Source organism: Bacillus sp. FJAT-14266 (assembly GCF_001719225.1).
Lineage (GTDB): Bacteria > Bacillota > Bacilli > Bacillales > Bacillaceae > Bacillus > Bacillus subtilis.
In genome coordinates, this window is sequence record NZ_CP017072.1 from 242,604 (window position 1) to 269,039 (window position 26,436).

Here is a 26,436-nt window from a genome sequence, read left to right on the forward strand (position 1 = left end):
CATGAGCTTGCAATTTAGCGTACTTGCGAGCGGGAGTACGGGAAATGCGTTTTACCTCGAAACAGAGGATCACGCATTTTTAGTGGACGCCGGTTTGAGCGGAAAAGCCATGGATGGGCTGATGGCGCAGATCGGGCGTAAGCTGGATGATGTAGACGGCATTTTTGTGACGCATGAGCATAGTGACCATATTAAGGGCCTTGGTGTCGTCGCCAGAAAGTACAAGCTTCCGATCTATGCGAATGAGAAGACTTGGAAAGCGATGGAGAATCAAATCGGCAAAATTGACACCGATCAAAAGTTTGTATTTCCGATGGAGACGGTGAAGTCGTTCGGCGGACTTGATGTTGAATCGTTTGGCGTCTCCCACGATGCGGCGGAACCGATGTTTTATGTGTTCCATTATAACGGCCGAAAGCTCGCGTTAATGACAGATACGGGATATGTCAGCGACCGAATGAAAGGCATTATCCGTTCAGCGAATGTGTTTGTGTTTGAAAGCAATCACGATGTCGGTATGCTGCAAATGGGAAGATACCCATGGAGCATTAAGCGGCGGATTTTAAGTGACGTCGGGCACGTTTCAAATGAAGATGCTGCCTTGGCGATGACGGATGTCATTGGCGATGAGACGTCTCGTATTTACCTGGCGCATTTGAGCCAGGACAACAACATGAAGGAGCTGGCAAGAATGTCCGTGCAGCAGACATTGGCTTCTAAAGGATTTGTGACGGGTGAGACATTTGACTTATACGACACTGATCCGAAGAAGGCCACTCCGCTTTGCGCTGTATAATTTTTCTATGTAAATCATGACTATTCTAGGAGCTTCTAACCCACAATATAACCATATTAACGTTCTTGGAAAGGATGGAATATGGTGGATTACGAACGTGAGGAAGAACATACTACTCCTGAACAGCCAAAGAGAAGCAAAAAAGGATATTTTCTTTCAAGCCTGATTGGCGTGATTGTCGGTGCCGTATTAATGGCGTTTATCATGCCGTACCTTTCAAATGAAGGGCTAGATACGGGCGCTTTAGATCAGCAGCAGAACAATAACGGCCGGGAATCAATCAGGACGGTGAATGTCAGTGTCAACAATACGGTCACCAAGATTGTCAGCAATGTGTCGCCCGCCGTTGTCGGTGTTGTGAACATCCAAAAATCAGATATACGGGGAGAGAGCGGCGAGGCTGGGAGCGGCTCTGGCGTCATCTATAAGAAAAATGACCATTCCGCTTATGTCGTGACCAACCATCATGTCATCGAAGGCGCTTCCCAAATTGAAATCAGCTTGAAAGACGGCTCACGTGTATCAGCTGATCTTGTCGGCAGCGACCAGCTGATGGACCTTGCCGTTTTACGGGTGAAAAGCGATAAGATTAAAGCAGTCGCCGATTTCGGAAATTCAGATAAAGTGAAGTCTGGGGAGCCGGTTATCGCGATCGGGAACCCGTTAGGCCTTGAGTTTGCAGGCTCTGTCACACAAGGCGTCATCTCAGGTACGGAGAGGGCGATCCCAGTGGATTCAAACGGTGATGGACAGCCTGACTGGAACGCAGAAGTCCTGCAAACAGATGCGGCCATTAACCCTGGGAACAGCGGCGGTGCTTTGTTAAATATGGATGGGAAGGTCATTGGCATCAATTCAATGAAAATTGCCGAGTCGGCGGTTGAAGGGATTGGCCTGTCGATTCCATCTAAGCTCGTGATCCCTGTGATAGAGGATTTAGAGAGATACGGAAAGGTCAAACGCCCGTTCCTTGGCATTGAGATGAAATCCCTAAGCGACATCGCAAGCTATCATTGGGATGAAACATTAAAGCTTCCTAAGAACGTCACCAATGGAGCGGTTGTGATGGGTGTAGACGCCTTTTCACCTGCCGGAAAAGCGGGACTGAAGGAACTCGATGTCATCACGGAATTTGACGGATACAAAGTAAATGATATTGTTGACCTGCGAAAACGGCTTTATCAGAAAAAAGTCGGTGACCGGGTGAAGGTGAAGTTTTACCGCGGCGGAAAAGAAAAATCTGTTGACATCAAGCTGTCGTCCGCAGACCAATTAGGAAGTTAATCAAAACAGTCTGGCATCGTTTGCCAGGCTGTTTTGATATGCAAAAAAAACTGAACGGGGGTCACGCCCGTTCAGTTGAAAAGGATATATCGAATATGAAGAAGAATACAAGATGGATGTTACACGTGAAACAGCAGCAAATGGCTGTTAACTGCAAATACCTCCATTCTCAGCATTCACTTTAATGGTTTGTACCGTGTGGTTGCTGGCTGTGATGGTGATGATGTACACATAGGTGCCATTTTCTTTCTTCAATGCAGAAGATGTGACGGTGCCTTTGCATTTTTTCAACGCAATGCTTTGTGCTTTTGCTTTTGTGATCACGGCTTGTTTATTTTCAACGTGATGCTTGACGATTTTTCCGCTGTTGCAGTTAATGTTAAAGGTGTGAATTTTGCCATCCTCACCAAGCACTTTAATGACATAGACATAAACGCCATCTGCTTTCTTCATTTGTGCTGATTGAACTGCGCCTTTGCAGTTCTTTAAAGCGACAGTTTTTGCTTTAGAGAGCGTAATAGAAGCCTGCTGCTGGGTTTGAACTTTAGCAGTGTCTTCTTTATGCAGAACAGCCGCGTGTGCGGATGATAAAGAACTGATTGAAATGACCGCGCCTAAAGCAGCTGCAGAACATATTTTCATATTCATTTGTAGGTCCTCCTTAGAAAAAGAACTGAACGCGGGTCACGCACGTTCAGTTTAAAAGAGTATTTAGAAAAAGGTAGACATGAACTTAGAACTTTGTGTTAAAACAAGACTGGTGTTATACGTTGAATTTCAGTTATTTTACTGCTGGCGAGCAGTTATTTTATTTGCAAATACTTCCGTTTTCAGCGTTCACTTTCACTGTTTGTTCAGTGTGGTTTTGGGCAGTGATTTTAATCACGTAAACGAATGTTCCGTTTTCTTTCTTCAAATCAGTAGATTTCACTGTGCCTTTGCATTTATTTAGTGCAATTTGATGTGCTTTTGTTTTTGTAACGGCTGCGTTTTTCTTTTGCACTTCTTGTTTTACGATCTTACCGCTGTCACAGTTGACATGGATTGTATGAGTGCTTCCATCTTCGCCAAGCACTTTGACAACGTAGATGTATGCGCCGTTTTCTTTCTTCAATTCAGAAGATTGAACTGCGCCTTTGCATTTGTTGAGTGCGATTTGATGCGCTTTTGTTTTAGAAAGATGTGCTTGTTTCTTTTGCTCGTGTTTTGCGACTTTGCCGTTTTCTCCATTGATATGGAACGTGTGAAGGTTTCCGTCTTCACCCATTACTTTCACGACGTAAGCGTAAACACCGTTTTCTTGCTTCAGCTCAGAAGATTGAACCGCACCTTTGCAGTTTTTCAAAGCGATCGATTGGGCTTTTGTTTTGCTAATATAGCTTTGTTTCTTTTGAACATCATGTTTCACAACTTTGCCGCTGTTGCAGTTGACGTTCATCGTATGCTGTTTGCCGTCCTCACCGAGAACTTTCACAACATATACGTATGTGCCATTCACTTTCTTCATTTGGGCCGTTTGAACAGTACCTTTGCATTTGTTCAAAGCAACCTGTTTTGCCTTTGCTATTGTGATGGAAGCCTGTTGCTTCGTCTCAACCTTCGTTGATGTATCATCCTTTTGAATGACAGCGGCGTGAGCAGAAGTGAAAGAACTGATTGAAATAATCGTTCCCAGTGCAGCTCCTGATAAAACTTTAGTGATATTCATGTGAGATTCCTCCTTTATTTCATTGTTGGCTGTACCAACTAAGGCAATTGTATAGGCCGAAGCTGAAAATCAAATGAGGGCTGGCTGAAAACTTGCTGAATTCAGCTGATTTTTAGGGAAGATTCAGTTTGTTTTCAGGTGAAAACGAATAATAGGAGGGGAAGGGAAAAAACTAATCAGAGGTTTATGCCAACTAAGGAGAGAGCACAGCATGAATAGGATGAAAGGCATCAAGATTTTGCTCGTGGACGATGAACCGGCGATATTAGATTTTTTGACAATGGGTCTTGAAAATGAAGGCTTTGAAGTGAAGACAGCAGCTGACGGAATGACAGCGATGAACACCGTAAAGACATTTCAGCCGCATGTGGCCATCTTGGATGTGATGATGCCCGGAATGGATGGACTGGAAGTATCGAGGATGATGAAAAAAACCGGCCATACCGCGGTTATTATGCTTACGGCCAAGGATGAGGTGGGGGTTCGGGTAAAAGCGCTGACAGAGGGCGCTGATGATTATATGATCAAACCCTTCAGCTTTGAAGAGCTGCTGGCGCGAATCTATGCGAGAATTCGGGATCACTTTCCCAACCTGTTTGAAGAATTCGCGCTCGGTCCGTTTCGAATTGATGATCGGCGCAGAGAAATCCGCTATCAGGAAGAGGTGCTCAAGCTTTCAGCAACAGAATACGAGCTTTTAAAGTTTTTGGTGCTGAATCACGGCCTTGTGCTCAGTAAAGCAAGGATTCTGGATAAAGTATGGGGGTATGATTTTTACGGAGAAGAGAATATTGTTGAAGTGTACATTCGTTCCTTGCGGGAAAAATTGAATGACAAAAAGCATGAAGTGATCCGAACGGTTCGGGGTGCGGGCTATCGGGTGGATATTGAATGAAAAAACGATTCAAAACACTGCGCTTTCAGCTTTTATTCCGTTCATTATGCATTCTCGTTCTTCTATTGGTGTTTGTCGGCGCTATGCAATATGTGTTTGGAAAACGCCTCTTATATGAAAACCGAGCTGTCAGCATTCAAAGTTATATCAACTCAACGGAGCCAACCATCTGGAATAATATTAAAACATACAAAAGCCATCCCGACAGCTCGGAAAAGTCAGATGGTGCTGTCCGTCCCGCCTTTATCTATCCGGGCGTGACCATTGTTTTTATCGATAAGAAAACAAAAGACAGTACGGTATTGTCGACCGATCCATATGCGGGAGCACCGCCAACAGTGAAAAAAAGTGTATATGATGAGGCATTAAAAGATACGATGGCCTTGCATTACAAAATCACGAAAAATGAATCCGGCGAGGAAGTGCTGATTGTGTTTCAGGCTATTACTATTGATGGAAAAGAAGCAGGCGTGATCCAAATGAGTACTTTAACAGAACCACTGAAGGACGTACTGCTCCGGCAAATCAGCATTTATTCCACGCTCTCGCTGGTTGCGCTCCTGCTCGGGCTTTTCACGTTCTTGCCTGTGGTCAGACATACGCTTAAACCGTTATCACAAATGGTACATATGATGGGAGAAATCAATGCAGGAAATTTGAATAAAAGGCTTCCTGTATATCGAAAACAAATGGAAATCGACACGCTCGCTATTTCGTTTAATCGCATGCTGGAGCGGATTGAAACGTCATTTAAAGCAGAAAAAGAGGCGAAGGAGCGCATCCGGCAATTTGTATCAGACGCTTCACATGAATTGAGAACGCCTTTAACGTCCATACACGGCTTTATCGAAGTGCTGCTGCGTGGCGCCGCGCTTCAGCCGGAGCAGAGAGATAGGGCGCTGAATAGTATGTATGAAGAGTCGAAGAGAGCCACTCGGCTGATAGAGGATCTGTTGTTTTTAGCAAAAATTGATCGGGTGCCGAGCTTTGAAATGAAGAGAGGAAATCTCGATGCGCTCATAAGGGAAATGGAGCCGCAGCTCAGTCTGCTTGCAAAAGAAAGAAGGCTGCAGCTGCTGCTTGAGGATGATGCTAAAGCGGTGTTTGACCGGGATAAGATGAAACAGGTCATTCTGAATTTGGTTTATAACGCGGTGCAGTATACAAATGAGAGAACCGGTGCCATCACTATTTCTCTGCAAAAAGGCAGTTCCGGCGTGATGCTGATGATAGCAGACAATGGCACAGGCATCGCGCCGGAGCATTTGCCGCATTTATTTAACCGATTTTACAGGGCAGACCCATCCCGCTCCCGGAAATATGGAGGTTCGGGATTAGGCCTTGCTATAACGAAATCGATTATCGACAATCACAATGGGACGATTGAAGTGAAAAGTGAATTCGGCAGAGGCACTGTTTTTCTGATCAGGCTTCCTGCCTCGGATTATTCGTTAGACGAGTGAGAAAATTTCTTCAGCCGATATTGGAGGCTTTGTCTGCTGATGCCAAGCTCCTGAGCAGCTTTCGAGATGTTATGGCCGTGTTTTCTTAACACGTTCTCTATCACATATTTTTCGAAGCTCTCCATTTTTTCTTTTAAGTCCGCGGCCGGCTGGTGTCTTGGTGTTTCCGGCTCTGGGATGTCAGCCGGCTTGATTTTCATGCGGTATTGATAGGGCAAATGGGAAGCCGTAATCGTTTGCTCGTCCGTCATGAAATTCATTGCGCCTTCGATCATATGCTCAAGCTCGCGAATATTTCCCGGCCAGTCATAAGAAAGGAAAAATTGCTTCACGTCTTCGCTGATGTGTTCAACATTCATTTGGAACAGATGGTTGTTTTTCTGGATGAACTCCGACGCGAGAAGCAAAATGTCTTCTTTTCGCTCCCGTAGCGGCGGGATGATCAGTGTGACGACACTCAGCCTGTAATACAAGTCCTTCCGCATTCGTTCGCCTGCAATTGCATTAATTGGGTCTTCATTCATCGTGGCAATAATACGTACGTCAATCGGTGTATCCTTTGTCGAACCGATGCGCCTGATTTTCCGTTCTTGAAGGGCGCGCAGCAGCTTCGCCTGAAGGCTGAGATTCAGCGAGTTGATTTCATCTAACAGCAGCGTCCCGCCGTGGGCTTGTTCAAACAGGCCGGGCTGGTCGACAGCGCCGGTAAACGCGCCTTTTTTCGTCCCAAACAAAATGCTTTCCACAAGGCTGTCTGGCAGTGCCGCACAGTTTTGCGAAATAAACGGGCCGCCAGAACGATCGCTTCCATTATGGATACTTTGCGCGAACAGTTCTTTTCCCGTGCCGGTTTCGCCTGCGAGAAGGACAGATGATGACGTACGGGTTGCCCGCTTGGCGTTTTCGATGACGTCTCGAATGGCCGGACTGGTGCCGAGAATACTGTCAAACGTATAGGTTGTGCTGCCTTTTTTGTTCATATTCTCCCTGATCAGCCGTTCAAGCTTTGTCACATCCTTGGCAATTTCAACGGCGCCCCTGATTTTGCCGTCTTGGACGATGGGATATGTATGATTGATCGTCGTAATTTCCTGGCCTTTATTATTGAAATAGCTCTGTTTGACGTTTTTAATCGTCTTGCCTTCCTGAAGAGCCTGTACCAGTGTGCTGTCCTGCTGCTTTGAAAACATAAACACATCCATCAGGTTTTTATTCAAGACGTCATGCTTCTCCATATCTTCAATCTGCATCATTTTATTGTTATAAACGATTGTGTTTCCATGCTCGTCTACCACGTGCAGGCCAACATCGATTTCATCTAAAATACTCTGAAAAACCAATGTGAGGAATTCGCTGTCTTTGACCACTGTATGAACCTCCCTCAATTATTTTCTTAATATTGCTTCTATTTTATAAAAAAACGGAGAGGATATGCAAAAGAATTTTGCACTCACTGAATTTTTTGCTCGAAATATCAGAATGTTTTTGCACCTTGTCCTCGAAAATTGTAGAAAACACACGAATTCTTGATTTGGCACAGAACTTGCATTTATATAAAGGGAAAGCAGGATAACATGTTGAAACAGAAAACAAGGGGGAACTCAAATATGTCAGCTTTATCTAAATCCAAAGAAATTATTGATCAGACGTCTCATTACGGAGCCAACAATTATCATCCGCTCCCGATTGTTATTTCTGAAGCGCTGGGTTCTTGGGTAAAGGACCCGGAAGGCAATGAATATATGGATATGCTGAGTGCTTATTCTGCGGTAAACCAGGGGCACAGACACCCGAAAATCATTCAGGCATTAAAGGATCAGGCTGATAAAATCACCCTCACGTCACGCGCGTTTCATAACGATCAGCTTGGGCCGTTTTACGAAAAAACAGCTAAACTGACAGGCAAAGAGATGATTCTGCCGATGAATACAGGAGCCGAAGCGGTTGAATCCGCGGTGAAAGCGGCGAGACGCTGGGCGTATGAAGTGAAGGGCGTAGCAGACAATCAAGCGGAAATTATCGCATGTGTCGGGAACTTCCACGGCCGCACGATGCTGGCGGTATCTCTTTCTTCTGAAGAGGAATATAAACGAGGATTCGGCCCGATGCTTCCAGGAATCAAACTCATTCCTTACGGCGATGTGGAAGCGCTTCGACAGGCCATTACGCCGAATACAGCGGCATTCTTGTTTGAACCGATTCAAGGCGAAGCGGGCATTGTGATTCCGCCTGAAGGATTTTTACAGGAAGCGGCGGCGATTTGTAAGGAAGAGAATGTCTTGTTTATTGCGGATGAAATTCAGACGGGTCTCGGACGTACAGGCAAGACGTTTGCCTGTGACTGGGACGGCATTGTTCCTGATATGTATATTTTGGGCAAAGCGCTTGGCGGCGGTGTGTTCCCGATCTCATGCATTGCGGCGGACCGGGAGATCCTAGGCGTGTTTAACCCTGGCTCACACGGCTCCACATTTGGCGGAAACCCGCTTGCATGTGCAGTGTCTATCGCTTCATTAGAAGTGCTGGAGGATGAAAAGCTGGCGGATCGTTCTCTTGAGCTTGGAGAATACTTTAAAAGCGAGCTTGAGAGCATTGACAACCCGGTTATTAAAGAAGTCCGCGGCAGAGGGCTGTTTATCGGTGTGGAATTGACTGAAGCGGCACGTCCGTATTGTGAGCGTTTGAAGGAAGAAGGGCTTTTATGCAAGGAAACGCATGATACAGTCATTCGTTTTGCACCGCCATTAATCATTTCCAAAGAGGATTTGGATTGGGCAATAGAGAAAATTAAGCACGTGCTGCAAAACGCATAAATCCGCACCATGGCGGGATATTCACTTCGTTTGTATAAATTTACAACAGAAAAATCAGCACTCCCTATTTGCTCAGCTACAGTATTTTAGTATAATGTATCTTTATGAGAAGAAGTGAATTTTATATTAAATAGATAGAGGCTCTTTGGACAGCAAACTGGGATAGCACCATGCAGATGTTCCAGCTTAGATCCAATACAAGTTGCTGAAGGGGTGCAGAATGTGAATACAAACCAAGATAACGGAAATCAGCTCCAGCGGACAATGAAATCGCGCCACTTGTTCATGATTTCATTGGGCGGAGTGATCGGAACCGGTTTCTTCCTTGGAACCGGGTTTACCATTAACCAAGCGGGACCGCTCGGCGCGGTTCTGTCCTATTTAGTGGGCGGCTTTATCATGTTTTTGACGATGCTCTGCTTAGGAGAGCTGGCAGTCGCCTTTCCTGTGTCGGGGTCCTTCCAGACCTATGCCACTAAATTTATCAGCCCGGCTTTCGGGTTTGCGTTCGGCTGGCTGTACTGGCTCGGCTGGGCGGTTACATGCGCCATTGAATTTTTATCAGCGGGGCAGCTGATGCAACGCTGGTTTCCGCATATAGACGTGTGGATCTGGTGTCTGGTCTTTGCGGCACTGATGTTTATTTTAAATGCGATCACCACAAAAGCCTTTGCGGAATCTGAATTCTGGTTCTCAGGCATTAAAATTTTGATTATCCTTTTATTTATTATTCTCGGCGGAGCTGCCATGTTTGGCCTGATTGATCTGAAGGGCGGAGAGCAGGCGCCGTTTTTGACACATTTTTATGAAGACGGGTTATTTCCGAACGGCATAAAGGCAATGCTGATTACGATGATTACCGTGAACTTTGCGTTTCAGGGGACTGAGCTGATCGGGGTTGCAGCCGGAGAAAGTGAAGACCCTGAAAAAACGATTCCGCGGTCCATCAAACAGACAGTATGGAGAACGCTTGTGTTCTTTGTGCTTTCAATCATTGTCATTGCCGGCATGATTCCGTGGAAACAGGCGGGTGTCGTGGAAAGTCCATTTGTTGCCGTATTTGAGCAAATCGGAATCCCATATGCAGCTGATATCATGAACTTTGTTATTTTAATCGCACTGTTATCTGTTGCGAACTCAGGTTTATACGCATCAACACGTATTCTGTACGCGATGGCGAATGAAGGACAAGCCTTCAAAGCGCTTGGCAAAACAAATCAGCGCGGTGTACCGATGTACTCGTTAATCGTAACGATGGCTGTGGCCTGCCTATCACTTCTGACAAAGTTTGCGCAGGCTGAAACCGTATATATGGTACTGTTATCTTTGGCGGGCATGAGCGCGCAGGTCGGCTGGATTACGATCTCGCTTTCCCAAATCATGTTCAGACGCAAATATATCCGTGAGGGCGGGAAGATAGAAGATTTGAAATTTAAAACACCGCTGTACCCGGTGCTTCCGCTGATCGGCCTAACATTAAATACGGTCGTGCTCATCAGTCTTGCATTTGATCCGGAGCAGCGTATCGCGCTGTATTGCGGCGTACCGTTTATGGTCATTTGCTACATCATTTATCATGTCGTCATTAAAAAACGCCAGCAGGCAAATCGTCAGCTAGAGCTTTAAAAACGTTGTCCGCAAGTCATCTTTGTTATAACCCGCATAGGACATTATCTTAAATGTTGAGGTGGAATCACAGATGGATAAAACGATTTCGGTTATTGGAATGCCAATGGATTTAGGACAAGCACGACGCGGAGTGGATATGGGCCCGAGCGCCATCCGGTACGCTCATCTGATCGAGCGGCTGTCGGACATGGGGTATACGGTTGAAGATCTCGGTGACATTCCGATCAACCGCGAAAAAATCAAAAATGACGAGGAACTGAAAAACCTGAATTCCGTTTTGGCGGGAAATGAAAAACTCGCGCAAAAGGTCAACAAAGTCATTGAAGAGAAAAAATTCCCGCTTGTCCTGGGCGGTGACCACAGTATTGCGATCGGCACGCTTGCAGGCACAGCGAAGCATTACGATAATCTCGGCGTCATCTGGTATGACGCGCACGGCGATCTGAATACACTTGAAACTTCACCATCGGGCAATATTCACGGCATGCCGCTCGCGGTCAGCCTCGGCATTGGCCACGAGTCACTGGTTAACCTTGAAGGCTACGCGCCTAAAATCAAACCGGAAAACGTCGTTATCATTGGCGCCCGGTCACTTGATGAAGGGGAGCGCAAGTACATTAAGGAAAGCGGCATGAAGGTGTACACAATGCACGAAATCGACCGTCTTGGCATGACAAAGGTCATTGAAGAAACCCTTGATTATTTATCAGCATGTGATGGCGTCCATCTGAGCCTTGATCTGGACGGACTTGATCCGAACGACGCACCGGGTGTCGGAACCCCTGTCGTCGGCGGCATCAGCTACCGGGAGAGCCATCTGGCTATGGAAATGCTGTATGACGCAGGCATCATTACCTCAGCCGAATTCGTTGAGGTTAACCCGATCCTTGATCACAAAAACAAAACAGGCAAAACAGCAGTAGAGCTCGTAGAATCCCTGTTAGGGAAGAAGCTGCTGTAATAAGAAAACCCCCGCACCCGCGGGGGTTTCAGCGTGTCGACAAACCCTCGCATTCGTTGTCAGGCCTGCGCTTCGGTGCTCACGAATTCCAAACATTCGCTGCGCTCCAATGCTCGTTCTTCCTAGACTTCAAGGGTTTTCAATCACGCTGAAAAGATGAAAGAATCCTAAAACTACAAACCGTTTTAGGATTCTTTCGTTAAATTGAACCCCCGCACCCGCGGGGGTTTTTCATTTATCCAATCATTTTCTCAGCGACTTTCATTTCCTGTGAGTGGGTTTGATGGTCTGCAATAAACCAACCTGATAAAATCACCGCTGCGACGCCTGCGCCAATCAGAAATCTTTTCATTTATATAACCTCCGTTCGTTTAATCAGTTCTTCAATCTGTAATGCTTCATAAAAAAAGTGGGCAGCTTCTTTGTAAAGCTCAAGTTCCCTATACCGTTCGCCAGCCAAAATGGAAAGTTCTCTTACACTGTCATACTCTTTCTCGGACAACAAGTCATCCATATGTTGTTTGCATAAGTGAAACGTTTCCGCATGACCCCCTTCTGCATAAATGGTATATAAAATGTCTATTTTTGCCTCACATATTCTATTCGGCTCAGCAGTCAATTTTTCCTTCACGTCTTGGTAATAAGATAAGGCCTGTTCTTTCTTTTTGATCTTAAACAGTTCTCGTATCAGCAAGTAGGCAGAATGATAATAATAGGCGGAGCGGGCATACTCATCGTTCCGTAGAGCCTCCTCTAATTTCGAAACCGCTTCTTCTGATTTGCCGCTTTGCGCATGAAGAAGGCCGAAGTTATGCAAAAGCTGGGCTTCAAAAAAATGATCCTCTAATTCACTCGTGATCCGAATTGCTTCGTCCAAATAAGCCTCAGCTTCTTCAAACTGGCTCATCTCTGTAAAATTGCCTGACATGGTAATCAGCGCTGAAGCCAGCTTCTTTTTATAATCTGTCTCTTCTCTGAATGTTTTGACTGCTTGCCGTGTATGATTGAGGGATACAATATTTTGTCCCAGCTTATAATAGAGCTTTCCGACCTTCAGGTGAAATTCGGCTTTCTCAATCGGATCGGGAATGTTGTCGAGATACTGCTCTGCATCTTTATACAGCCCAATGGCAATATCATAATTATTTTTATAGGCCTCATACATGCCTTCAAACAGAAAAAAGTAATATTTCAGCATGTCAGACGTAGCATTCATATGAGAAGGCTCCTCATGCTGAAAGCCCTGTCCTCTCGCCTCGTGAAGCAAAACCTTGTGGCGCAGTTCCAATAAGGAGAAGTAGGCAAGCACCTCCTGATCCTCTTCCATGTCATCCAATAAAGGCTTCACTTCTTCAAATAAACGGGAGGACTCTTCCACTTCATGTTTCTTGATAGCAAGGTACCAATCGTTGAGCATGCTAGCGATTTCTGCGGGTGCGATCTTATTCATGTGAAACTCCTTTCTCTAGTGACTTATCAATCTCAGTTGCTTATTCTGATAGTAACACCTCTTTCTATTTTATGTAAAATCCTCTAGTCAATATATGAAGGAGAGATGATATGACAATTATGCTGAGCCCTATGCAGACAGAAGAATTTCGGTCTTATCTCACATACACAACAAAGCATTACGCGAAAGAAAAGGTAAAAGCGGGAACATGGCTGCCTGAAGATGCACAGCTTTTGTCTAAGCAGGCGTTTAATGATCTGCTCCCGAAAGGGCTGGAAACACCCCATCACCATTTGTGGAGCCTCAAGCTGAATGAAAAGGATATCGTTGGCTGGCTCTGGATACATGCTGAACCGGAACATCCGCAACAGGAAGCGTTTATTTATGATTTTGGGTTATATGAACCGTATCGGGGAAAGGGCTACGCAAAGCAAGCATTGACGGCATTAGATCAAACGGCACGCAGCATGGGAATCCGCAAGCTGTCCCTTCATGTCTTTGCCCATAATCAGACGGCGCGAAAGCTATATGAGCAAACCGGATTTCAAGAAACAGACGTAGTGATGAGCAAGAAGCTTTAACGAAAAGGGCCTGATAAAGGCCTTTTTCTGTAAACGATTTCTAAAAATTCTGTAAATAACCTAGTTACTTTCCTTATTTCCCTAATATAATGTGGGTGAGGAAATTACCTTTCCTACACTCACAAGAAAAGAGGAGATGTAATGAAGTTGAAGAAACGAGTGTCGATGTTTTTGGTAGCGCTTACAATGTGTGGCGGCCTGTTTGTTTCTCCCGCCAAAGCCGTAAAGACCACAAATTATGCTGAAGAAATCGCCGCACTGCAGCCAGGCACGACACCGGAAGAAATCATGAAATCTGCCAGCCAGATTGCCAAACAGCAGCACGTAAAGCAGGACGTTATCCTAAAACAGTTCTATAAGGAAATCACGGCTGATAAAGCAGAAGGAGACCGGCTCGCCAAGGAAAGCGGCATGTCTATCATGGGCGGGTCGTCCGGCACGAAAAAACTCCCGACAAGCGCGAAAGGCAATATCTATTACACGAACTCCTACACAGCCTACTACAATCATGGCCACGTCGGCATGTACTCCGCTGCTGACAAAATTGTTGAATCTGTCCCGGGCGACGGCGTCAGGCAGATCGCTTATAATGCCAGAGACGTGGAAGACAACTCCATTGTGCAAACCGTCAGCGTATCCTCATCTCAAAAAACAGCTGCTGCCGACTGGGCGGTATCAAAAGTGGGCGACCCATACTCATTTAACTTCGTCAATAACAGAAATACCGGCCATGACGGCGCCAAAAACTGTTCAAAGCTCCTATGGTCTGCCTTTTTGCTAAAAGCAGGGATTGATATAGACAGCAACGGAGGCTTAGGCGTGTATCCGCGCGACATCACAAGTTCTTCGTATACGACAACTATCATGACCATTTACTAAGGAGAAGGCTATGAAAAAGTGGATGATTACCATCGCCATGCTGATTCTCGCAGGAATCGCACTATTTGTCTTCATTTCTCCTCTCAAAAGCCATAAAACCGTAAGTCAGCAGGATCTCAGAAACCCCGATTTCCTGGATGACAAAGAAGTCCTGCTGTATTTTTCATCCTCTGCAGATCAAGATGCATTTGGCGGCGGGAAAAGCTACGCCTTGTTTATCAGCCAGGACGGGTCGCTGTCTTCCTTTAAGATGAAGGGCCTTGAGCTGGGCTCAGCCAAGGTTCACGGTGACAGCGTGATGCTGGAGGACAAAAACACGATTTATACGATCAAAAACGGCCTGCGCTCCCATAAAAGAGCCTATCAGCACACAGGCGACAGCGCAGGCTTTCTGCAAAACACGGACGGCTTTTACACCTTATACAACTCCGGCTACGACAAAAAGAAAGACGGATACCGCTCAGAGCTGTACCGGCAGATGGACGGTGAGTGGAAAAAAGACGTCATCTCCTACTACATCCGAGCCTCCGGTTTCCATGACGGCGCCATTTACGCACTCGTCCCGACAGCTGACGAAAAAGGCTATCAGCTCCTTCAGATTCAAGCAGATCAAAAGAAGCTCACTTATCACACGATAACGGAATGGCAGTACCGGGAAGGAGCCTCAGTCGAATCCCAGCTTGCTGTGGACGACCAAGCTGTGTATGTCATGGTTCGCGGCCAAAAAGCCCACAATCTCTATCAAATGGTCAAGATTAACAAAAAAAGCGGCAAAGTAGAGCTGCATGACATCGCCGAATACAAAAACGACGATCAAACGATATACAGCTCCATGCCCTTCAGCTTTAAAAACAGCTTTTTCCCTTTTGACGGGAACCTGTATTTCATTGACGGCTTCGGAAAGGTACACAAAATTGATGCCAAGACAGGAAAAACAAGCATCGCCTTCACCCTTTCCCAGGACAAAATGAAAGCCGATTTCAAAGAAATCACCCAAAAAGGCAGCAGCCTCTATTTCTTCACATACACGTATAACAAGCCTGCCTACATTGAACAGTACAGTCTGAAAACCGGAAAGAAAATGAAAGAAAAAGAGATTGGGAAGGTAAAGGATGTTGTGACGCCGAAGAGTCATTTGAAGCTGTATGATGTTGAGGTAATGAAGAGGTTTTAAGGCAAGGAGGTTAGTATGGGAGCCATCGCCGTTTTATTTATCGTTTTTGGTTTTCCGATCATCGCAGGTGTATTTGGTATAGCGGGTCATTTTTTATTTAAGAGGTTTTGGGTGGCACCGCTAATCGTCCTTATCGCGAGCTTGATATTGTTATTTACGTTAGCTTCGGGCAATAGCTCATTCATGTTTTGGGTTGTTATGTATACGGGGATTGCGTTAGTAACCAGTATTGTCACATTATTTCTCAGGAAATTTTTTGAGTGATCTCAAATTATGAAGAGACTGGTATGAAGTCTCTTTTTTTGTTGAACCGAAGTTTGCAGAGATTTTGGGTATGTTTTAGAAACGAATCCAAAGGAGGAATTACATGCGCACCAAACGGGTTATTCTTCTGGCAGTAATGATCAGCCTGGTTTCGGCCATTACTGTGTTCCTGTTAAATGGATGTAAAGTCGACTTCTTAGACATCGGCGGAACCATTATTGGCTGCTTTCTTGGCATATTTGTTGTTGTAAGAATACAGAAAAAACAGTCGTGAAAAAGGGAAAGAGTCATGCCGAACCGAAGTCATGTTCTAGGACCAAGAGTCCAAACACATGCATGGGAGGAATGGCGTTGACTGGAAACAAAGCGGTTGTGTACAAAGGCAAAGGGACTGTAGCGGTGGAGGATATCGGTTATCCGGAGTTAATCCTAAGGGACGGGCCCGGCGTTCCAAAGGCGAATGTGAATCGAAAATGTGAGCATGGGGTTATTCTCAAAGTTATTACAACCAACATTTGCGGAAGCGACCAGCATATGGTCAGAGGCCGCACAACGGCGCCTGAAGGCTTGGTGCTCGGGCATGAAATTACGGGAGAAGTCATTGAAACGGGGCGTGATGTTGAATTTATCAAAAAAGGCGACATCGTATCCGTTCCTTTCAATATTGCCTGCGGACGCTGTGTGATGTGCAAAACGCAGAAAACGCATGTGTGCCTGAATGTCAATCCGGACCGGCCGGGATCGGCTTACGGCTACGTCGATATGGGCGGCTGGGTCGGCGGCCAGTCTGAATACGTCATGGTGCCATACGCTGATTTTCAGCTTTTGGTATTCCCTGATAAAGAACAGGCGCTAGAAAAGATTCTCGATTTGACCATGTTGTCCGACATTTTCCCGACCGGCTTCCACGGAGCTTACACAGCGGGCGTGCAAACAGGTTCAACCGTTTATATCGCGGGAGCGGGGCCTGTCGGCTTAGCAGCCGCTCACTCCGCTCAGCTCCTAGGCGCCTCCACCGTGATTGTCGGCGATCTGAACGAAGACAGACTGGCACAGGCGAGAAGCTTCGGCTGTGAAACGGTCAACGTACAAAAACACGACCGTCTCGGCGAGCAAATTGAACAAATACTAGGTGAACCAACCGTTGATGCCGCAGTGGACTGTGTCGGCTTTGAAGCATCTGGACACGGCAATCAAGGGGAAGCGCCCGCCGCCGTGCTGAACTCAATCATGGACGTCACCCAGGTCGGAGGCAGCCTTGGCATTCCAGGCTTATACGTGACCGAAGATCCCGGTGCAAAGGATGCGGACGCCAAAACAGGCTCACTAAAAATCCGCTTCGGACTCGGCTGGGCCAAAGCCCATACCTTCGTCACCGGACAAACGCCCGCCATGACATACAACCGCAATTTGATGAAAGCGATCCTGAGCGGCAGAGCGCAGATCGCAAAAGCCGTCAATGCCACCGTTATTTCTCTGGACGACGCGCCAAAAGGCTACAGCGACTTCGACAAAGGCGCAGCCAAAAAATTCGTCATCGACCCGCATGGGACATTGAAGTAAAAGAAAAAGCCGGACGTTCTCAGAACGCCGGCTTTATTGCTGGTAATCCGTTTCTTCAAAGCGATCTCCTGTTTCGTCTTGAACAATTAAATCCCCTTCAATTTTGTCCAGTCCAATCAAAATAAAAGGGTTTTTCTCATTTGCCGTAGGAGCAGGTTTTCGCTCCACAGTTACAATCGTTTCTTTAGATGAGAATTTGACGTCCGACACTTCAAGCTTCTTATCTTTCTCGCTGCTTCCGAGAGACACGACGACCATTTTTTTGCCTTCTGATATGGTGAAGACTTGATATCCTTTCACGTCATCATGCATTTGGAGATAATTAGCGTATATTTCTAAGTCTGGACTGCCTTCACCGATTCGATCCTTCTCCAACACCCAATAAGATGGCTGACACTCAGCAAGCAGCAACATGATCACAAAAAGCCAAACCCATCTAAAGCGCAAATGCAGACCTCCCCACACATCGGTTACATCCAAACTAACACACGAGCGAAATAGAGTCATCAACAGCTTGTTTGTCGAATTGTGGATAAAACTCAGCCCGAAGCACTACTAACATGTGAATAAATAGGTTATATTGAGAAGAGAACATTTGTAAAAATGGAAGAAAACATCGGAGGATTTGAACATGAAACAAGCGTATTATTCTTGTGAAGAACACATCGAAACGGTGCTGGATATGTACATAGACGACCACGAGTTGCCGCCCGAAATCAGAAAAATCGAACATACTAACAGTTTATCCACAGCCTGTGAATTATGTGGAGACCCCGCAGTATATATAGTGGGGAACGAATGATCTTACACAAAATACAGAAAAGATATCCACAATTGTGGACAACATATATGAATAACTTGTTTTTAAAGTGGGGATGACCTGTGAATATCAATATTGTGACAATCGGAAAACTAAAAGAAAAATACCTCAAGCAAGGCATTGAAGAATACACCAAACGACTTTCGGCCTACGCAAAAATCGACATCATCGAACTCCCGGACGAAAAAGCGCCGGAAAACCTAAGCGACCAGGACATGAAAATCATAAAAGACAAAGAAGGCGACCGCATCCTATCCAAAATCAGCCCCGACGCCCACGTCATCGCCCTCGCCATCGAAGGAAAAATGAAAACATCCGAAGAACTAGCCGATACAATAGATAAGCTGGCTACATATGGAAAAAGCAAAGTCACCTTCGTCATCGGCGGATCACTCGGATTGAGTGACGCAGTGATGAAGCGAGCGGACGAGAAGCTATCGTTCTCGAAGATGACATTTCCTCATCAGTTGATGCGACTCATACTGGTGGAGCAGATTTATCGGGCTTTTCGGATTAATCGTGGGGAACCTTATCATAAGTGAATGAGGTTTTTTAGCAAATAAGTTAAAAAGAATATTTCTAAATTAGGAATTATATTTCCATAATTCTAGCTGAGAAATTAGGTTGACATTCGTTCCTAATAAGTAAAATGTAATCACCCATAAAAGTATCAAATGATTAGGAACCTTTGATTACATAAATCTTTTCAGAATAGGGTTAGTCTTTAAATAAGTGATTTTTTTATGAAGTGTAATGTTTAATTTGTATAAAAGGTTGAGAAGGTTTCATAACACAAGAAAGGAGTGTATTTATGATTAAACCAGATTGGAATATCTTTAAAGCGAAATTTAGTGAGAACCCACAGAATAACTTTGAATGGTTATGTTACCTTTTATTTTGCGAAGAGTTCGGAAAAGAATTTGGTATTTTTAGGTATAAGAATCAATCTGGGATTGAGACAAATCCAGTTGATGTAGATGAAGAAGTTATAGGATGGCAAGCCAAATTTTATGAAACAACTTTGTCGGATCATAAAGGCGAACTAATTAAAACCTTAATTAAAAGCAAAAGAGACTATTCAGATTTAACAAAAATTATTTTTTATACAAATCAAGAATGGGGGCAAAGTCATAATCCTGAAAATCCTGAACAAAATGATCCCCAAGCAAAAGTTGATATTGAAAGTAAGGCTAAGGAGATTGATATCCAAATTGAATGGAGGACTGCAAGTTTCTTTGAGTCACCCTTTGTTACCATAAAAAATGGTTTAATCATTCAACATTTCTTTAGTTTTGAAAAGAGTATTGTTCAACTCTTATCGGAAAAACAAACCCATGCCGAGTCTATCTTAAAGGATATACAAACATCCATAAACTTCCATGGGAGAAAGATAGAAATAAATAGAAACGCCCTTCTTGAAAGGATAATAAGTGAAATCGAAAAAGAACAAGTATTGATGTTAACTGGTGCAGGTGGAATTGGAAAAACAGCGGTTATCAAAAGGCTATATGAAGATCAAAATACAAATACCCCTTTTTATATTTTTAAGGCAAGTGAGTTCGAAATAAATGATGTAAATAATTTGTTTGGCGGATATAGTTTGCAGGGTTTTATTGAAGCTCACAAAGAGGAAGAGAAAAAGTTAGTCGTAATTGACTCGGCGGAAAAGTTGTTAGATTTAGAAAACACAGACCCATTCAAAGAATTTGTCTCTGTTTTAATAAAAAATGAATGGAAATTTATATTTACAGCGAGAAGTAATTACTTGTCTGATTTGGACATGCAATTTATTGACCAATATCAAGTTAAACCCATCAAATTTTATATTGAAACTCTGAGCGAGGAAGAACTGATAGGCTGCTCTCAAGTTAATAATTTTAACTTACCAACCGATACGAGGCTGTTGGAGTTACTCAGAAACCCATTTTATTTAAACGAATATTTAAAGTTTTATAATAATGACGAAGTTATTAATTATCAAAACTTTAAAGAGAAACTATGGAATAAGTTAATAAAAAAATCAAAGCCAACCAGAGAGCAATGTTTTATGAAGATTGCATTTCAAAGAGCAAGTGAAGGTCAATTTTTTGTTTCTCCTAATTGTAATGAATCGACAATTAATTCCTTAGTGCACGATGGTATCTTGGGATATGAAACAGCAGGATACTTTATTACCCATGATATTTACGAAGAGTGGGCTTTGGAAAAAATTATTGAATCTGAATTTATTAGGCAAGAAAATCACCATGAATTCTTGAAGAAAATTGGGGAATCTCTGCCTATTCGGCGAAGTTTCAGAAAATGGGTGTCTGATAAGCTCTTAACCGAGGATGATTCCATTGAGAATTTTATAGAAGAAGTCATTGAGGATGAAAACATTCCCTATTTCTGGAAGGATGAAGTTTTGGTATCAGTATTACTGTCGTCTTACTCGGATCACTTTATTAATTTATTTGAGGAAAAGTTACTTGAGAATAACCAAAAACTATTAAATAGAGCAACATTTTTATTAAGAATAGCATGTAAAGAAGTAGATGAAGATTATTTAAAAGGAGTAGGATTAGATAAATACTCTATCTCTTATATGCAGTATATATTCACCAAACCAAAAGGAAAAGGATGGGAAAGTATAATTAAACTAATTTACAAAAATAAAGACAAAATTGAGGTAGAAAAACTTAACTTTATATTGCCGATAATAAATGAATGGAATAATAAATTTAAAAGCGGCGAAACGACAAAGTTATCAGCTTTAATTGCCTTAGAATATTACCAAGTAATCGTTAAGGAAGACATTTACCTTTCAAGAGGAGAAGGTATTGAGGAGAAACTTATTCAAACAATTTTATATGGAGCTGCCGAAATAAAGGAGGAACTTACTACCATTTTTGATAAAATAATTAAAAATGAGTGGAGGAATTATAGAGATCCTTATTATAACTTAGTAAATGCTATTTTATCGAAAGTGGGCGAAAATCAGGAGATTCTTAAGTCACTTCCTAATTATGTATTAAGCCTAGCAGATTTATACTGGTTCAATCCACAGGAAAAACGTCATCCGTTTCATTATAGTGTTGGCGTCGAAGGTGATTTCTGTATTGATGAGAATCAGAGGGATTATTACCCTCCAAGTGCATTTCAAACACCTATTTATTGGTTGCTTAAATATTCACTTAAAGAAACCGTTGATTTCTTGCTAAGGTTTATAAATAAAACAGTTGAATGCTATGTAAACTCAGATTTAGATAAATCTGAAGTTAAAGAAGTAGAAGTTGTTACCGACTCCCATGTAGTAAAACAATATATAAGTACCAGACTTTGGAACACATATAGGGGAACTCAAGTTTCACCTAATGTTTTTCAATCCATTCATATGGCGTTAGAAAAGTTCCTTCTTGAAACAGCAAAAAATACTGACTCTAAAATACTTGAAAGTAACCTTTTATACTTAATCAAAAACTCAAATTCTTCTTCATTGACAGCAATAGTGGTAAGTGTAGTTTTAGCCTACCCCGAAAAAACTTTTAATATTGCTAAGGTTTTATTTCAAACAAAAGAATTCTTTTTTTATGACAGCAGGAGAATGATACTTGAACACTATGCAAAAAGTCAGTACTTGATTGGAGCTGGATTGATACCTAAAAATAAAATTTATAAAGATGAGAGAATTAAATCGTGTAATGACAGCCATAGAAAAAAAACACTTGAGAATCTCGCTCTAATGTATCAATTATTTAAGGGTGAAGCTGTAACTGATGAGGAAGCAGAAAAAAGGCAAAAGGCTATATGGGCTATTTTTGATCAGTATTATAGGGAAAGTACAGACGATTCTGGGGAAGACTTTAAAACATGGAGACTTTTTCTTGCTCGAATGGACAGGAGAAAAATGAATCCTACTTTTGAAGAAGTCGATGAAGGATTGCAGATAAATCTTAATCCAGAAGTCGATCCTGGCTTAAAGGAGTATAGTGAAGTAGCTCTCCAAGAGAGTTCTGAAGCAATGAAATACCTTTCATTAAAACTGTGGGCTGACTATAAAGTCAAAAATGATGAGAAGTACAAAGAGTATACTAAATATGAAGAGAATCCAAAACAGGCGTTGAAGGAAGTTAAGCAAATTCTTGAAAAATTAAAAAAGAGTGATGTTGAATTTCAACTTTCTAATAAGGCGATTCCTGCTCATGTTTGCACTGTTTTAGTACGGGATTATTTTGAGGAACTTTCAAAATCTGAAAAGGAACTTTGTAAAGATTTAATTTTAACATTTGCATCTTCATCTTTCAGACCGAATTATATGTATCAGATATGGGATGGTGTTGAAGCGGCGATATCAGTATTGCCCCTTATATTAGAGAAGTTTCCTGAAGAAAAAGAATATATAAAAGGCATTCTGTTATTAACTTTGTTCGATTCCCATTCAATAGGAATGTATAAAAAATTTTCCGATTACTCAGCTGAGACAATCTTAAATAATTTGTGGGACATTAGTTATGATGATGCACAATCTCTACTCCTTGGGTTCCTATACTTAAAGCCAAAATATGATGAAATGCGAGAGAGTATGAGACAAGAACACCCTAAGCAAAATAAATATAAGCTATATGAGAATGAGTTAATCGAGACATTCATAAGAGAGTATGAAAAAGATATAGAGAGGGTCATAACAAATTCAATTACTTTAGATGAAATAAAATATATAAAAAATATAAACTTATGTATCTTAAGAACAGCTTTTCAATTAATTCCATTAAATAATTATGATGAATCTCATAAAATAATTACTCAACATATTATAACTGCTTTTGCAGAAAAATTATTATCGAATGATAGAGAAGATATAGTTGATTACGAAGTGAGCCATGATTTCTTAAGGAAATTCTCTAGGATTGTTTTAACATCACATAGGGATGATGTTTCTTTGTTTCTACAACCGTTTATTGAAAGCTTTAATAACAATGAACCTATGGCAGATTTATTTGAAGAATTCATCTTGGCAGAAGATATACTAAGAACTTATGATAACTTTTGGCTAGTATGGGACTTGTTTTATGACAAAGTCGCCCAGTTGTCAAAAGGTGAAAGTTATTATAATCAAAAAATCATTAAAAGTTATCTCTTTGCTTCGATACCATGGAATGAAGATGTATCTGAATGGCATGCGTTTAAAGATAATAATAAAAGATTTTTAAGTAAGGTTGCGAGAAGAATGGGGGAATCTCCATCTGTTTTATATTCAATAGCAAAATTACTAAATGGAGTTGGGCAAAAGTATCTGAATAATGGGATCACTTGGATTTCCAAACTCTTAATTGAAAACAATAATATATGGGCAGCGAAATTAGAAGAGAATACTACTTATCATTTAGAAAACTTGGTAAAAAGTTATATTTATAAGAATCGGGAAAGAATAAAAAGAGAAACAAAACTAAAACAAGAAGTTCTCGTAATATTAAACTTTTTAGTGGAGAAAGGATCAGTAGCTGGATACATGCTAAGAGAGAACGTTCTATAATAACTCTCGGTATTTTAATATTAATTTTAGAAAGAGCTTGGTTTTTACTGTCAGGCTCTCTCCTTTTATTTATAATTCTTTGTATCAATTGGATGCGCACAATGCAATTCACTTTACTAAAGTTAGAGGAGATCAATAGAAATTTAACTGATAGTGATTATTTAGTTCATGTGTTCTTAAAAAAGAAATGCCCTCTGCCCTTTAAATCATTTCCGGCTCCCATGCCCTTCTTTTTCATGTTAATAAGTAAACTTCATGGTAATCTTTTTGGGGGTTTGTTTGATAGCAAATCATTTCATTTTTCATTTTTTGTTCATACAAAATAGCACACTCTATATTTGTATTGGCATTTTATTTACGCATTTATGAATTAAAACGTTGCAGAAAATTGTAATTTACAGTGCTAAATGAGATAATGGAAAACCAAAAAAAGAGCCCAGAGAATAATCTCTGAACCCCGTATACCTCACTTCATATACCGATACTCCCGCAAACTCTCCAAAATCGCTACTTCCTGCAACAGTTCCTCACCCACATTCGTTTCCTTCACTTTCTTCCGCTCAAGTTCTTTGTCCACTAATCGTTTGACCGTTAAGACGTCGGTTCCGGTGCTTAGGACTTCTGCCTTGGAGTTGAAGTGTTTATGGGCGACGAGCTGCATGCCGTAGGAGTTGTATAGCAGTGTGTAGCCGGCGATGCCTGTTGTGGATTGGTAGGCTTTGGAGAAGCCGCCGTCGATGACGATCATTTTTCCGTTTGCTTTGATTGGGTCTTCTCCTTCGATTTCTTTTACCGGTGTATGGCCGTTGATGATATGGCCATGATCTGGATTGAGGCCGAATTCTGCCAGGATGTTTCGGCAGGTTGCCTCGTCCTCGCGTAAATAATAATACGGGTTTTTCTTTTCTTTATGCGTTTCCTTCTCTTTAATGAAATACCGCTCAAATGTCGTCATGGCCCGTTTTCCGAAGAGAGAGGAGTATTCGCCTGTCCATAAATACCAGGCCATATCTGTCGCCAGGTCATCGGTTTCTTCCGGGTGGGCAAAGGCTTCCCGTAAGAATCGTTCAAATACATCGAGCAGCTCACGGCCCGCATACGGTTTATCCTCAATCATCATCGTTTCCATATTGCCGTTTTCATCGACAGGAATACAGCCGTGAATCAACAGGTTGCCGTTATATTTTAAATAAAGGCTGCCTTTTTTCATCATAAAATTCATATGACGGCCCAGCTTTTCGGAATGCTGGACAGAGAACAGCAGCTTGTCTATGACTTCTGTTTCTTCTTCTAATAGCTGATCTGGCTGCTCCGGATTAATCGTCGCAAAGCAGGTGTTTTCCAATTGATATGTTTTTCCGTTTAGCGTGATTTCGTTTTTGTCATAATCTATTTTCTCTAATAACAGCCGCTCTTCCATATTAAAGTTCGGCCGTCTCTTGATAATCGGACTCTCAAGCTTGAATTGGATCATCGCAATCGCTTGATGGATTTTTGTGATTTGCTTAATCTCATCCTCTGGCCTGTTGTCGTCTGCTTTTGGACGGAACGCTGGATTATCATCGTAATATTTTTCGGCCAGGTTCAGCAGCGGTCTCAGGTTGATGCCGTACACGTCTTCAATAATATCCAAGTTATCGTAGCGGGCACAGATGCGGATAATATTGGCCAAGCACACTTTGGACCCGGCATAGGCTCCGATCCAAAGGACATCGTGATTTCCCCACTGAATATCGACAGAATGATAGTTGATCAGTTCTTCCATAATCCTATCCGGCTGCGGGCCGCGGTCGTAAATATCGCCGACCACATGCAGATGGTCGACCACCAGCCGCTGAACGCTGTAAGCAAGGCCGGTGATCAGCTTATCGGCTTGGCCAAGCTCAATGATCTGATCAATGATTTCGGAGTAATATTGCTCCTTGTTGCCTGCTTGTTCTGTTTTGTATAGCAGCTCCTCCGTAATATAAGCAAACTGAGTAGGCAGTGCTTTGCGCAGTTTGGAGCGGGTATACTTGGAGGAGCAATATGAAACGAGCTTAATCATTCGGTTAATCGTTTCTTTATACCACTCGTTTAATGCTGCTTTCGCATCAAAGTCATGTTTGATTAACTTCAGTTTGTCTTCCGGATAATAGACCAGTGCTGCTAATTCATCGATTTCTCTATCGTAAATGACACCGCTGAAAATGTCGCGTATCTTCTCTTTGACTCGTCCTGAACCATTGCGCAGCACGTGCTGGAATGCCTGATACTCCCCGTGCAAATCACTGACAAAATGCTCGGTGCCCTTTGGCAGGTTCAATATCGCTTTCAAATTAATGATTTCTGTTACCACTTTTTCTTCACAATCGTATTTTTGCGCGAGTAGATCTAGGTACTTGCTTTCCAAAATCGTCCATCCCCTTTTTAGAATAAACCCCTATATATGATCATGTGCATGATAAGGTGCATTTAAAAGTATGTCATTGTTTTTCATCATTGGACCTTTATATGATAGTACCGCATAACTGCTTTTATAGACAATTGAAACGAGTGAAAGATTAAGGCAGCTAGAGCTGAAAAACCTTTCAGCAGAATTTACGGAGGAGGTTATTTAGTCAAGGGCTTAGGCTAAAAGGTTCAGTATCCTCCTTATTGTTGT

At 42.7% G+C, this 26,436-nt stretch carries 23 protein-coding genes and 1 pseudogene; 17 read left to right on the plus strand and 7 right to left on the minus strand.

Annotated elements, in window-relative coordinates; all coding sequences use genetic code 11:
• The first annotated feature begins 1 nt into the window (after window position 1).
• From BGM23_RS01405 to BGM23_RS21705, 3 genes and pseudogenes are all read left to right on the plus strand, one after another.
• Window positions 2–796: an MBL fold metallo-hydrolase gene (locus tag BGM23_RS01405; RefSeq protein ID WP_003226939.1), complete on the plus strand. Its 795-nt coding sequence runs from the start codon at window positions 2–4 to the stop codon at window positions 794–796.
• A gap of 81 nt (window positions 797–877) precedes the next feature.
• Window positions 878–2,080, plus strand: coding sequence for a serine protease HtrC (gene htrC / locus BGM23_RS01410; protein ID WP_015250812.1), 1,203 nt, complete (start codon window positions 878–880; stop codon window positions 2,078–2,080).
• 20 nt (window positions 2,081–2,100) lie between these two features.
• Window positions 2,101–2,231, plus strand: a pseudogene (locus BGM23_RS21705) (hypothetical protein).
• On the opposite strand, the gene BGM23_RS01420 reads toward BGM23_RS21705, so the two are convergent.
• Both BGM23_RS01420 and BGM23_RS01425 read right to left on the minus strand, forming a co-directional pair.
• Entirely contained in the window at window positions 2,228–2,728 is a 501-nt protein-coding gene (locus BGM23_RS01420) for a PepSY domain-containing protein (RefSeq protein WP_029726115.1), read from the minus strand. The pseudogene BGM23_RS21705 and the gene BGM23_RS01420 overlap by 4 nt on opposite strands.
• Window positions 2,729–2,888: 160 nt before the next feature.
• Window positions 2,889–3,788, minus strand: a complete 900-nt coding sequence (locus tag BGM23_RS01425) for a PepSY domain-containing protein (RefSeq protein WP_029726116.1) — start codon at window positions 3,786–3,788, stop codon at window positions 2,889–2,891.
• 211 nt (window positions 3,789–3,999) lie between these two features.
• Here BGM23_RS01425 and BGM23_RS01430 point away from each other — a divergent pair, with 211 nt between their 5' ends.
• Together BGM23_RS01430 and BGM23_RS01435 are read left to right on the plus strand one after the other, a co-directional pair.
• Window positions 4,000–4,683 (plus strand): response regulator transcription factor, encoded by a 684-nt coding sequence (locus tag BGM23_RS01430; RefSeq protein WP_024573086.1) that lies wholly within the window; start codon window positions 4,000–4,002, stop codon window positions 4,681–4,683.
• Complete coding sequence (locus tag BGM23_RS01435) at window positions 4,680–6,146, plus strand: sensor histidine kinase (protein WP_029726117.1); 1,467 nt, start codon at window positions 4,680–4,682, stop codon at window positions 6,144–6,146. The genes BGM23_RS01430 and BGM23_RS01435 overlap by 4 nt, the downstream gene beginning before the upstream one ends.
• On the opposite strand, the gene rocR is transcribed toward BGM23_RS01435, so the two are convergent.
• Window positions 6,128–7,513 carry an arginine utilization regulatory protein RocR gene (gene rocR, locus BGM23_RS01440; protein ID WP_003226952.1) on the minus strand — a complete coding sequence of 462 codons (1,386 nt, stop codon included), beginning with the start codon at window positions 7,511–7,513 and terminating at the stop codon, window positions 6,128–6,130. The two genes, BGM23_RS01435 and rocR, sit on opposite strands and share 19 nt — an antisense overlap.
• Window positions 7,514–7,753: 240 nt before the next feature.
• Between rocR and rocD the strand changes: the two genes are divergently transcribed.
• The 3 genes from rocD to rocF all read left to right on the plus strand — a co-directional run bounded on the left by rocD (window position 7,754) and on the right by rocF (window position 11,549).
• Window positions 7,754–8,959 (plus strand): ornithine aminotransferase, encoded by a 1,206-nt coding sequence (gene rocD / locus BGM23_RS01445; RefSeq protein ID WP_003226954.1) that lies wholly within the window; start codon window positions 7,754–7,756, stop codon window positions 8,957–8,959.
• A 222-nt stretch (window positions 8,960–9,181) separates the two neighbouring features.
• Window positions 9,182–10,585, plus strand: a complete 1,404-nt coding sequence (locus BGM23_RS01450; RefSeq protein ID WP_014481465.1) for an amino acid permease — start codon at window positions 9,182–9,184, stop codon at window positions 10,583–10,585.
• Window positions 10,586–10,658: 73 nt separating this feature from the next.
• Window positions 10,659–11,549 (plus strand): arginase, encoded by an 891-nt coding sequence (gene rocF, locus BGM23_RS01455; RefSeq protein WP_003226959.1) that lies wholly within the window; start codon window positions 10,659–10,661, stop codon window positions 11,547–11,549.
• 235 nt (window positions 11,550–11,784) lie between these two features.
• Here the strand turns inward: rocF and BGM23_RS01460 are convergent, their stop codons facing one another.
• Window positions 11,785–11,901 carry a Phr family secreted Rap phosphatase inhibitor gene (locus BGM23_RS01460; RefSeq protein ID WP_003226961.1) on the minus strand — a complete coding sequence of 39 codons (117 nt, stop codon included), beginning with the start codon at window positions 11,899–11,901 and terminating at the stop codon, window positions 11,785–11,787.
• Window positions 11,902–12,999, minus strand: coding sequence for a response regulator aspartate phosphatase RapG (gene rapG / locus BGM23_RS01465; protein ID WP_046664038.1), 1,098 nt, complete (start codon window positions 12,997–12,999; stop codon window positions 11,902–11,904).
• Between the two features lie 110 nt (window positions 13,000–13,109).
• On the opposite strand from rapG, the gene BGM23_RS01470 reads away from it, so the two are divergent.
• From BGM23_RS01470 to fdhA, 6 genes are all read left to right on the plus strand, one after another.
• Complete coding sequence (locus BGM23_RS01470; protein ID WP_046664037.1) at window positions 13,110–13,580, plus strand: GNAT family N-acetyltransferase; 471 nt, start codon at window positions 13,110–13,112, stop codon at window positions 13,578–13,580.
• Between the two features lie 141 nt (window positions 13,581–13,721).
• A complete protein-coding gene (locus BGM23_RS01475; protein WP_015715046.1) occupies window positions 13,722–14,459 on the plus strand; it encodes a YiiX/YebB-like N1pC/P60 family cysteine hydrolase in 738 nt (245 codons plus the stop codon).
• Between the two features lie 10 nt (window positions 14,460–14,469).
• Window positions 14,470–15,633, plus strand: a complete 1,164-nt coding sequence (locus BGM23_RS01480; protein ID WP_046664036.1) for a hypothetical protein — start codon at window positions 14,470–14,472, stop codon at window positions 15,631–15,633.
• A gap of 15 nt (window positions 15,634–15,648) precedes the next feature.
• Window positions 15,649–15,897, plus strand: a complete 249-nt coding sequence (locus tag BGM23_RS01485) for a DUF2651 family protein (RefSeq protein ID WP_015715044.1) — start codon at window positions 15,649–15,651, stop codon at window positions 15,895–15,897.
• A 103-nt stretch (window positions 15,898–16,000) separates the two neighbouring features.
• Complete coding sequence (locus BGM23_RS01490) at window positions 16,001–16,171, plus strand: hypothetical protein (protein WP_015715043.1); 171 nt, start codon at window positions 16,001–16,003, stop codon at window positions 16,169–16,171.
• A gap of 62 nt (window positions 16,172–16,233) precedes the next feature.
• Window positions 16,234–17,460 (plus strand): formaldehyde dehydrogenase, glutathione-independent, encoded by a 1,227-nt coding sequence (gene fdhA, locus BGM23_RS01495; RefSeq protein ID WP_003226972.1) that lies wholly within the window; start codon window positions 16,234–16,236, stop codon window positions 17,458–17,460.
• 33 nt (window positions 17,461–17,493) lie between these two features.
• Here the strand turns inward: fdhA and BGM23_RS01500 are convergent, their stop codons facing one another.
• Window positions 17,494–17,907: a hypothetical protein gene (locus BGM23_RS01500; protein ID WP_003243375.1), complete on the minus strand. Its 414-nt coding sequence runs from the start codon at window positions 17,905–17,907 to the stop codon at window positions 17,494–17,496.
• Window positions 17,908–18,091: 184 nt separating this feature from the next.
• Between BGM23_RS01500 and BGM23_RS01505 the strand changes: the two genes are divergently transcribed.
• The 3 genes from BGM23_RS01505 (at window position 18,092) to avs4 (ending at window position 23,792) form a co-directional block, all read left to right on the plus strand.
• A complete protein-coding gene (locus tag BGM23_RS01505) occupies window positions 18,092–18,262 on the plus strand; it encodes a CxxH/CxxC protein (protein WP_003219122.1) in 171 nt (56 codons plus the stop codon).
• Between the two features lie 80 nt (window positions 18,263–18,342).
• The gene (rlmH, locus tag BGM23_RS01510; RefSeq protein ID WP_003226975.1) at window positions 18,343–18,822 is read left to right on the plus strand and encodes a 23S rRNA (pseudouridine(1915)-N(3))-methyltransferase RlmH; all 480 of its coding nucleotides are present in this window, start codon (window positions 18,343–18,345) and stop codon (window positions 18,820–18,822) included.
• A gap of 269 nt (window positions 18,823–19,091) precedes the next feature.
• The gene (gene avs4, locus BGM23_RS01515; RefSeq protein ID WP_046664035.1) at window positions 19,092–23,792 is read left to right on the plus strand and encodes an AVAST type 4 anti-phage nuclease Avs4; all 4,701 of its coding nucleotides are present in this window, start codon (window positions 19,092–19,094) and stop codon (window positions 23,790–23,792) included.
• A 466-nt stretch (window positions 23,793–24,258) separates the two neighbouring features.
• Here avs4 and fbp read toward each other — a convergent pair whose 3' ends face one another.
• The gene (fbp, locus tag BGM23_RS01525) at window positions 24,259–26,184 is read right to left on the minus strand and encodes a fructose-1,6-bisphosphatase (RefSeq protein ID WP_032722785.1); all 1,926 of its coding nucleotides are present in this window, start codon (window positions 26,182–26,184) and stop codon (window positions 24,259–24,261) included.
• Between the last annotated feature and the right edge of the window lie 252 nt (window positions 26,185–26,436).

Bases quoted from the DNA above. Each gene is read 5' to 3' on its own strand.
- BGM23_RS01405 (WP_003226939.1), top strand. From the start codon at position 2: ATGAGCTTGCAATTTAGCGTACTTGCGAGCGGGAGTACGGGAAATGCG.
- htrC (WP_015250812.1), top strand. From the start codon at position 878: ATGGTGGATTACGAACGTGAGGAAGAACATACTACTCCTGAACAGCCA.
- BGM23_RS01420 (WP_029726115.1), bottom strand. From the start codon at position 2,728: ATGAATATGAAAATATGTTCTGCAGCTGCTTTAGGCGCGGTCATTTCA.
- BGM23_RS01425 (WP_029726116.1), bottom strand. From the start codon at position 3,788: ATGAATATCACTAAAGTTTTATCAGGAGCTGCACTGGGAACGATTATT.
- BGM23_RS01430 (WP_024573086.1), top strand. From the start codon at position 4,000: ATGAATAGGATGAAAGGCATCAAGATTTTGCTCGTGGACGATGAACCG.
- BGM23_RS01435 (WP_029726117.1), top strand. From the start codon at position 4,680: ATGAAAAAACGATTCAAAACACTGCGCTTTCAGCTTTTATTCCGTTCA.
- rocD (WP_003226954.1), top strand. From the start codon at position 7,754: ATGTCAGCTTTATCTAAATCCAAAGAAATTATTGATCAGACGTCTCAT.
- rocF (WP_003226959.1), top strand. From the start codon at position 10,659: ATGGATAAAACGATTTCGGTTATTGGAATGCCAATGGATTTAGGACAA.
- BGM23_RS01460 (WP_003226961.1), bottom strand. From the start codon at position 11,901: ATGAAAAGATTTCTGATTGGCGCAGGCGTCGCAGCGGTGATTTTATCA.
- rapG (WP_046664038.1), bottom strand. From the start codon at position 12,999: ATGAATAAGATCGCACCCGCAGAAATCGCTAGCATGCTCAACGATTGG.
- BGM23_RS01470 (WP_046664037.1), top strand. From the start codon at position 13,110: ATGACAATTATGCTGAGCCCTATGCAGACAGAAGAATTTCGGTCTTAT.
- BGM23_RS01475 (WP_015715046.1), top strand. From the start codon at position 13,722: ATGAAGTTGAAGAAACGAGTGTCGATGTTTTTGGTAGCGCTTACAATG.
- BGM23_RS01480 (WP_046664036.1), top strand. From the start codon at position 14,470: ATGAAAAAGTGGATGATTACCATCGCCATGCTGATTCTCGCAGGAATC.
- BGM23_RS01485 (WP_015715044.1), top strand. From the start codon at position 15,649: ATGGGAGCCATCGCCGTTTTATTTATCGTTTTTGGTTTTCCGATCATC.
- BGM23_RS01490 (WP_015715043.1), top strand. From the start codon at position 16,001: ATGCGCACCAAACGGGTTATTCTTCTGGCAGTAATGATCAGCCTGGTT.
- fdhA (WP_003226972.1), top strand. From the start codon at position 16,234: ATGGGAGGAATGGCGTTGACTGGAAACAAAGCGGTTGTGTACAAAGGC.
- BGM23_RS01505 (WP_003219122.1), top strand. From the start codon at position 18,092: ATGAAACAAGCGTATTATTCTTGTGAAGAACACATCGAAACGGTGCTG.
- avs4 (WP_046664035.1), top strand. From the start codon at position 19,092: ATGATTAAACCAGATTGGAATATCTTTAAAGCGAAATTTAGTGAGAAC.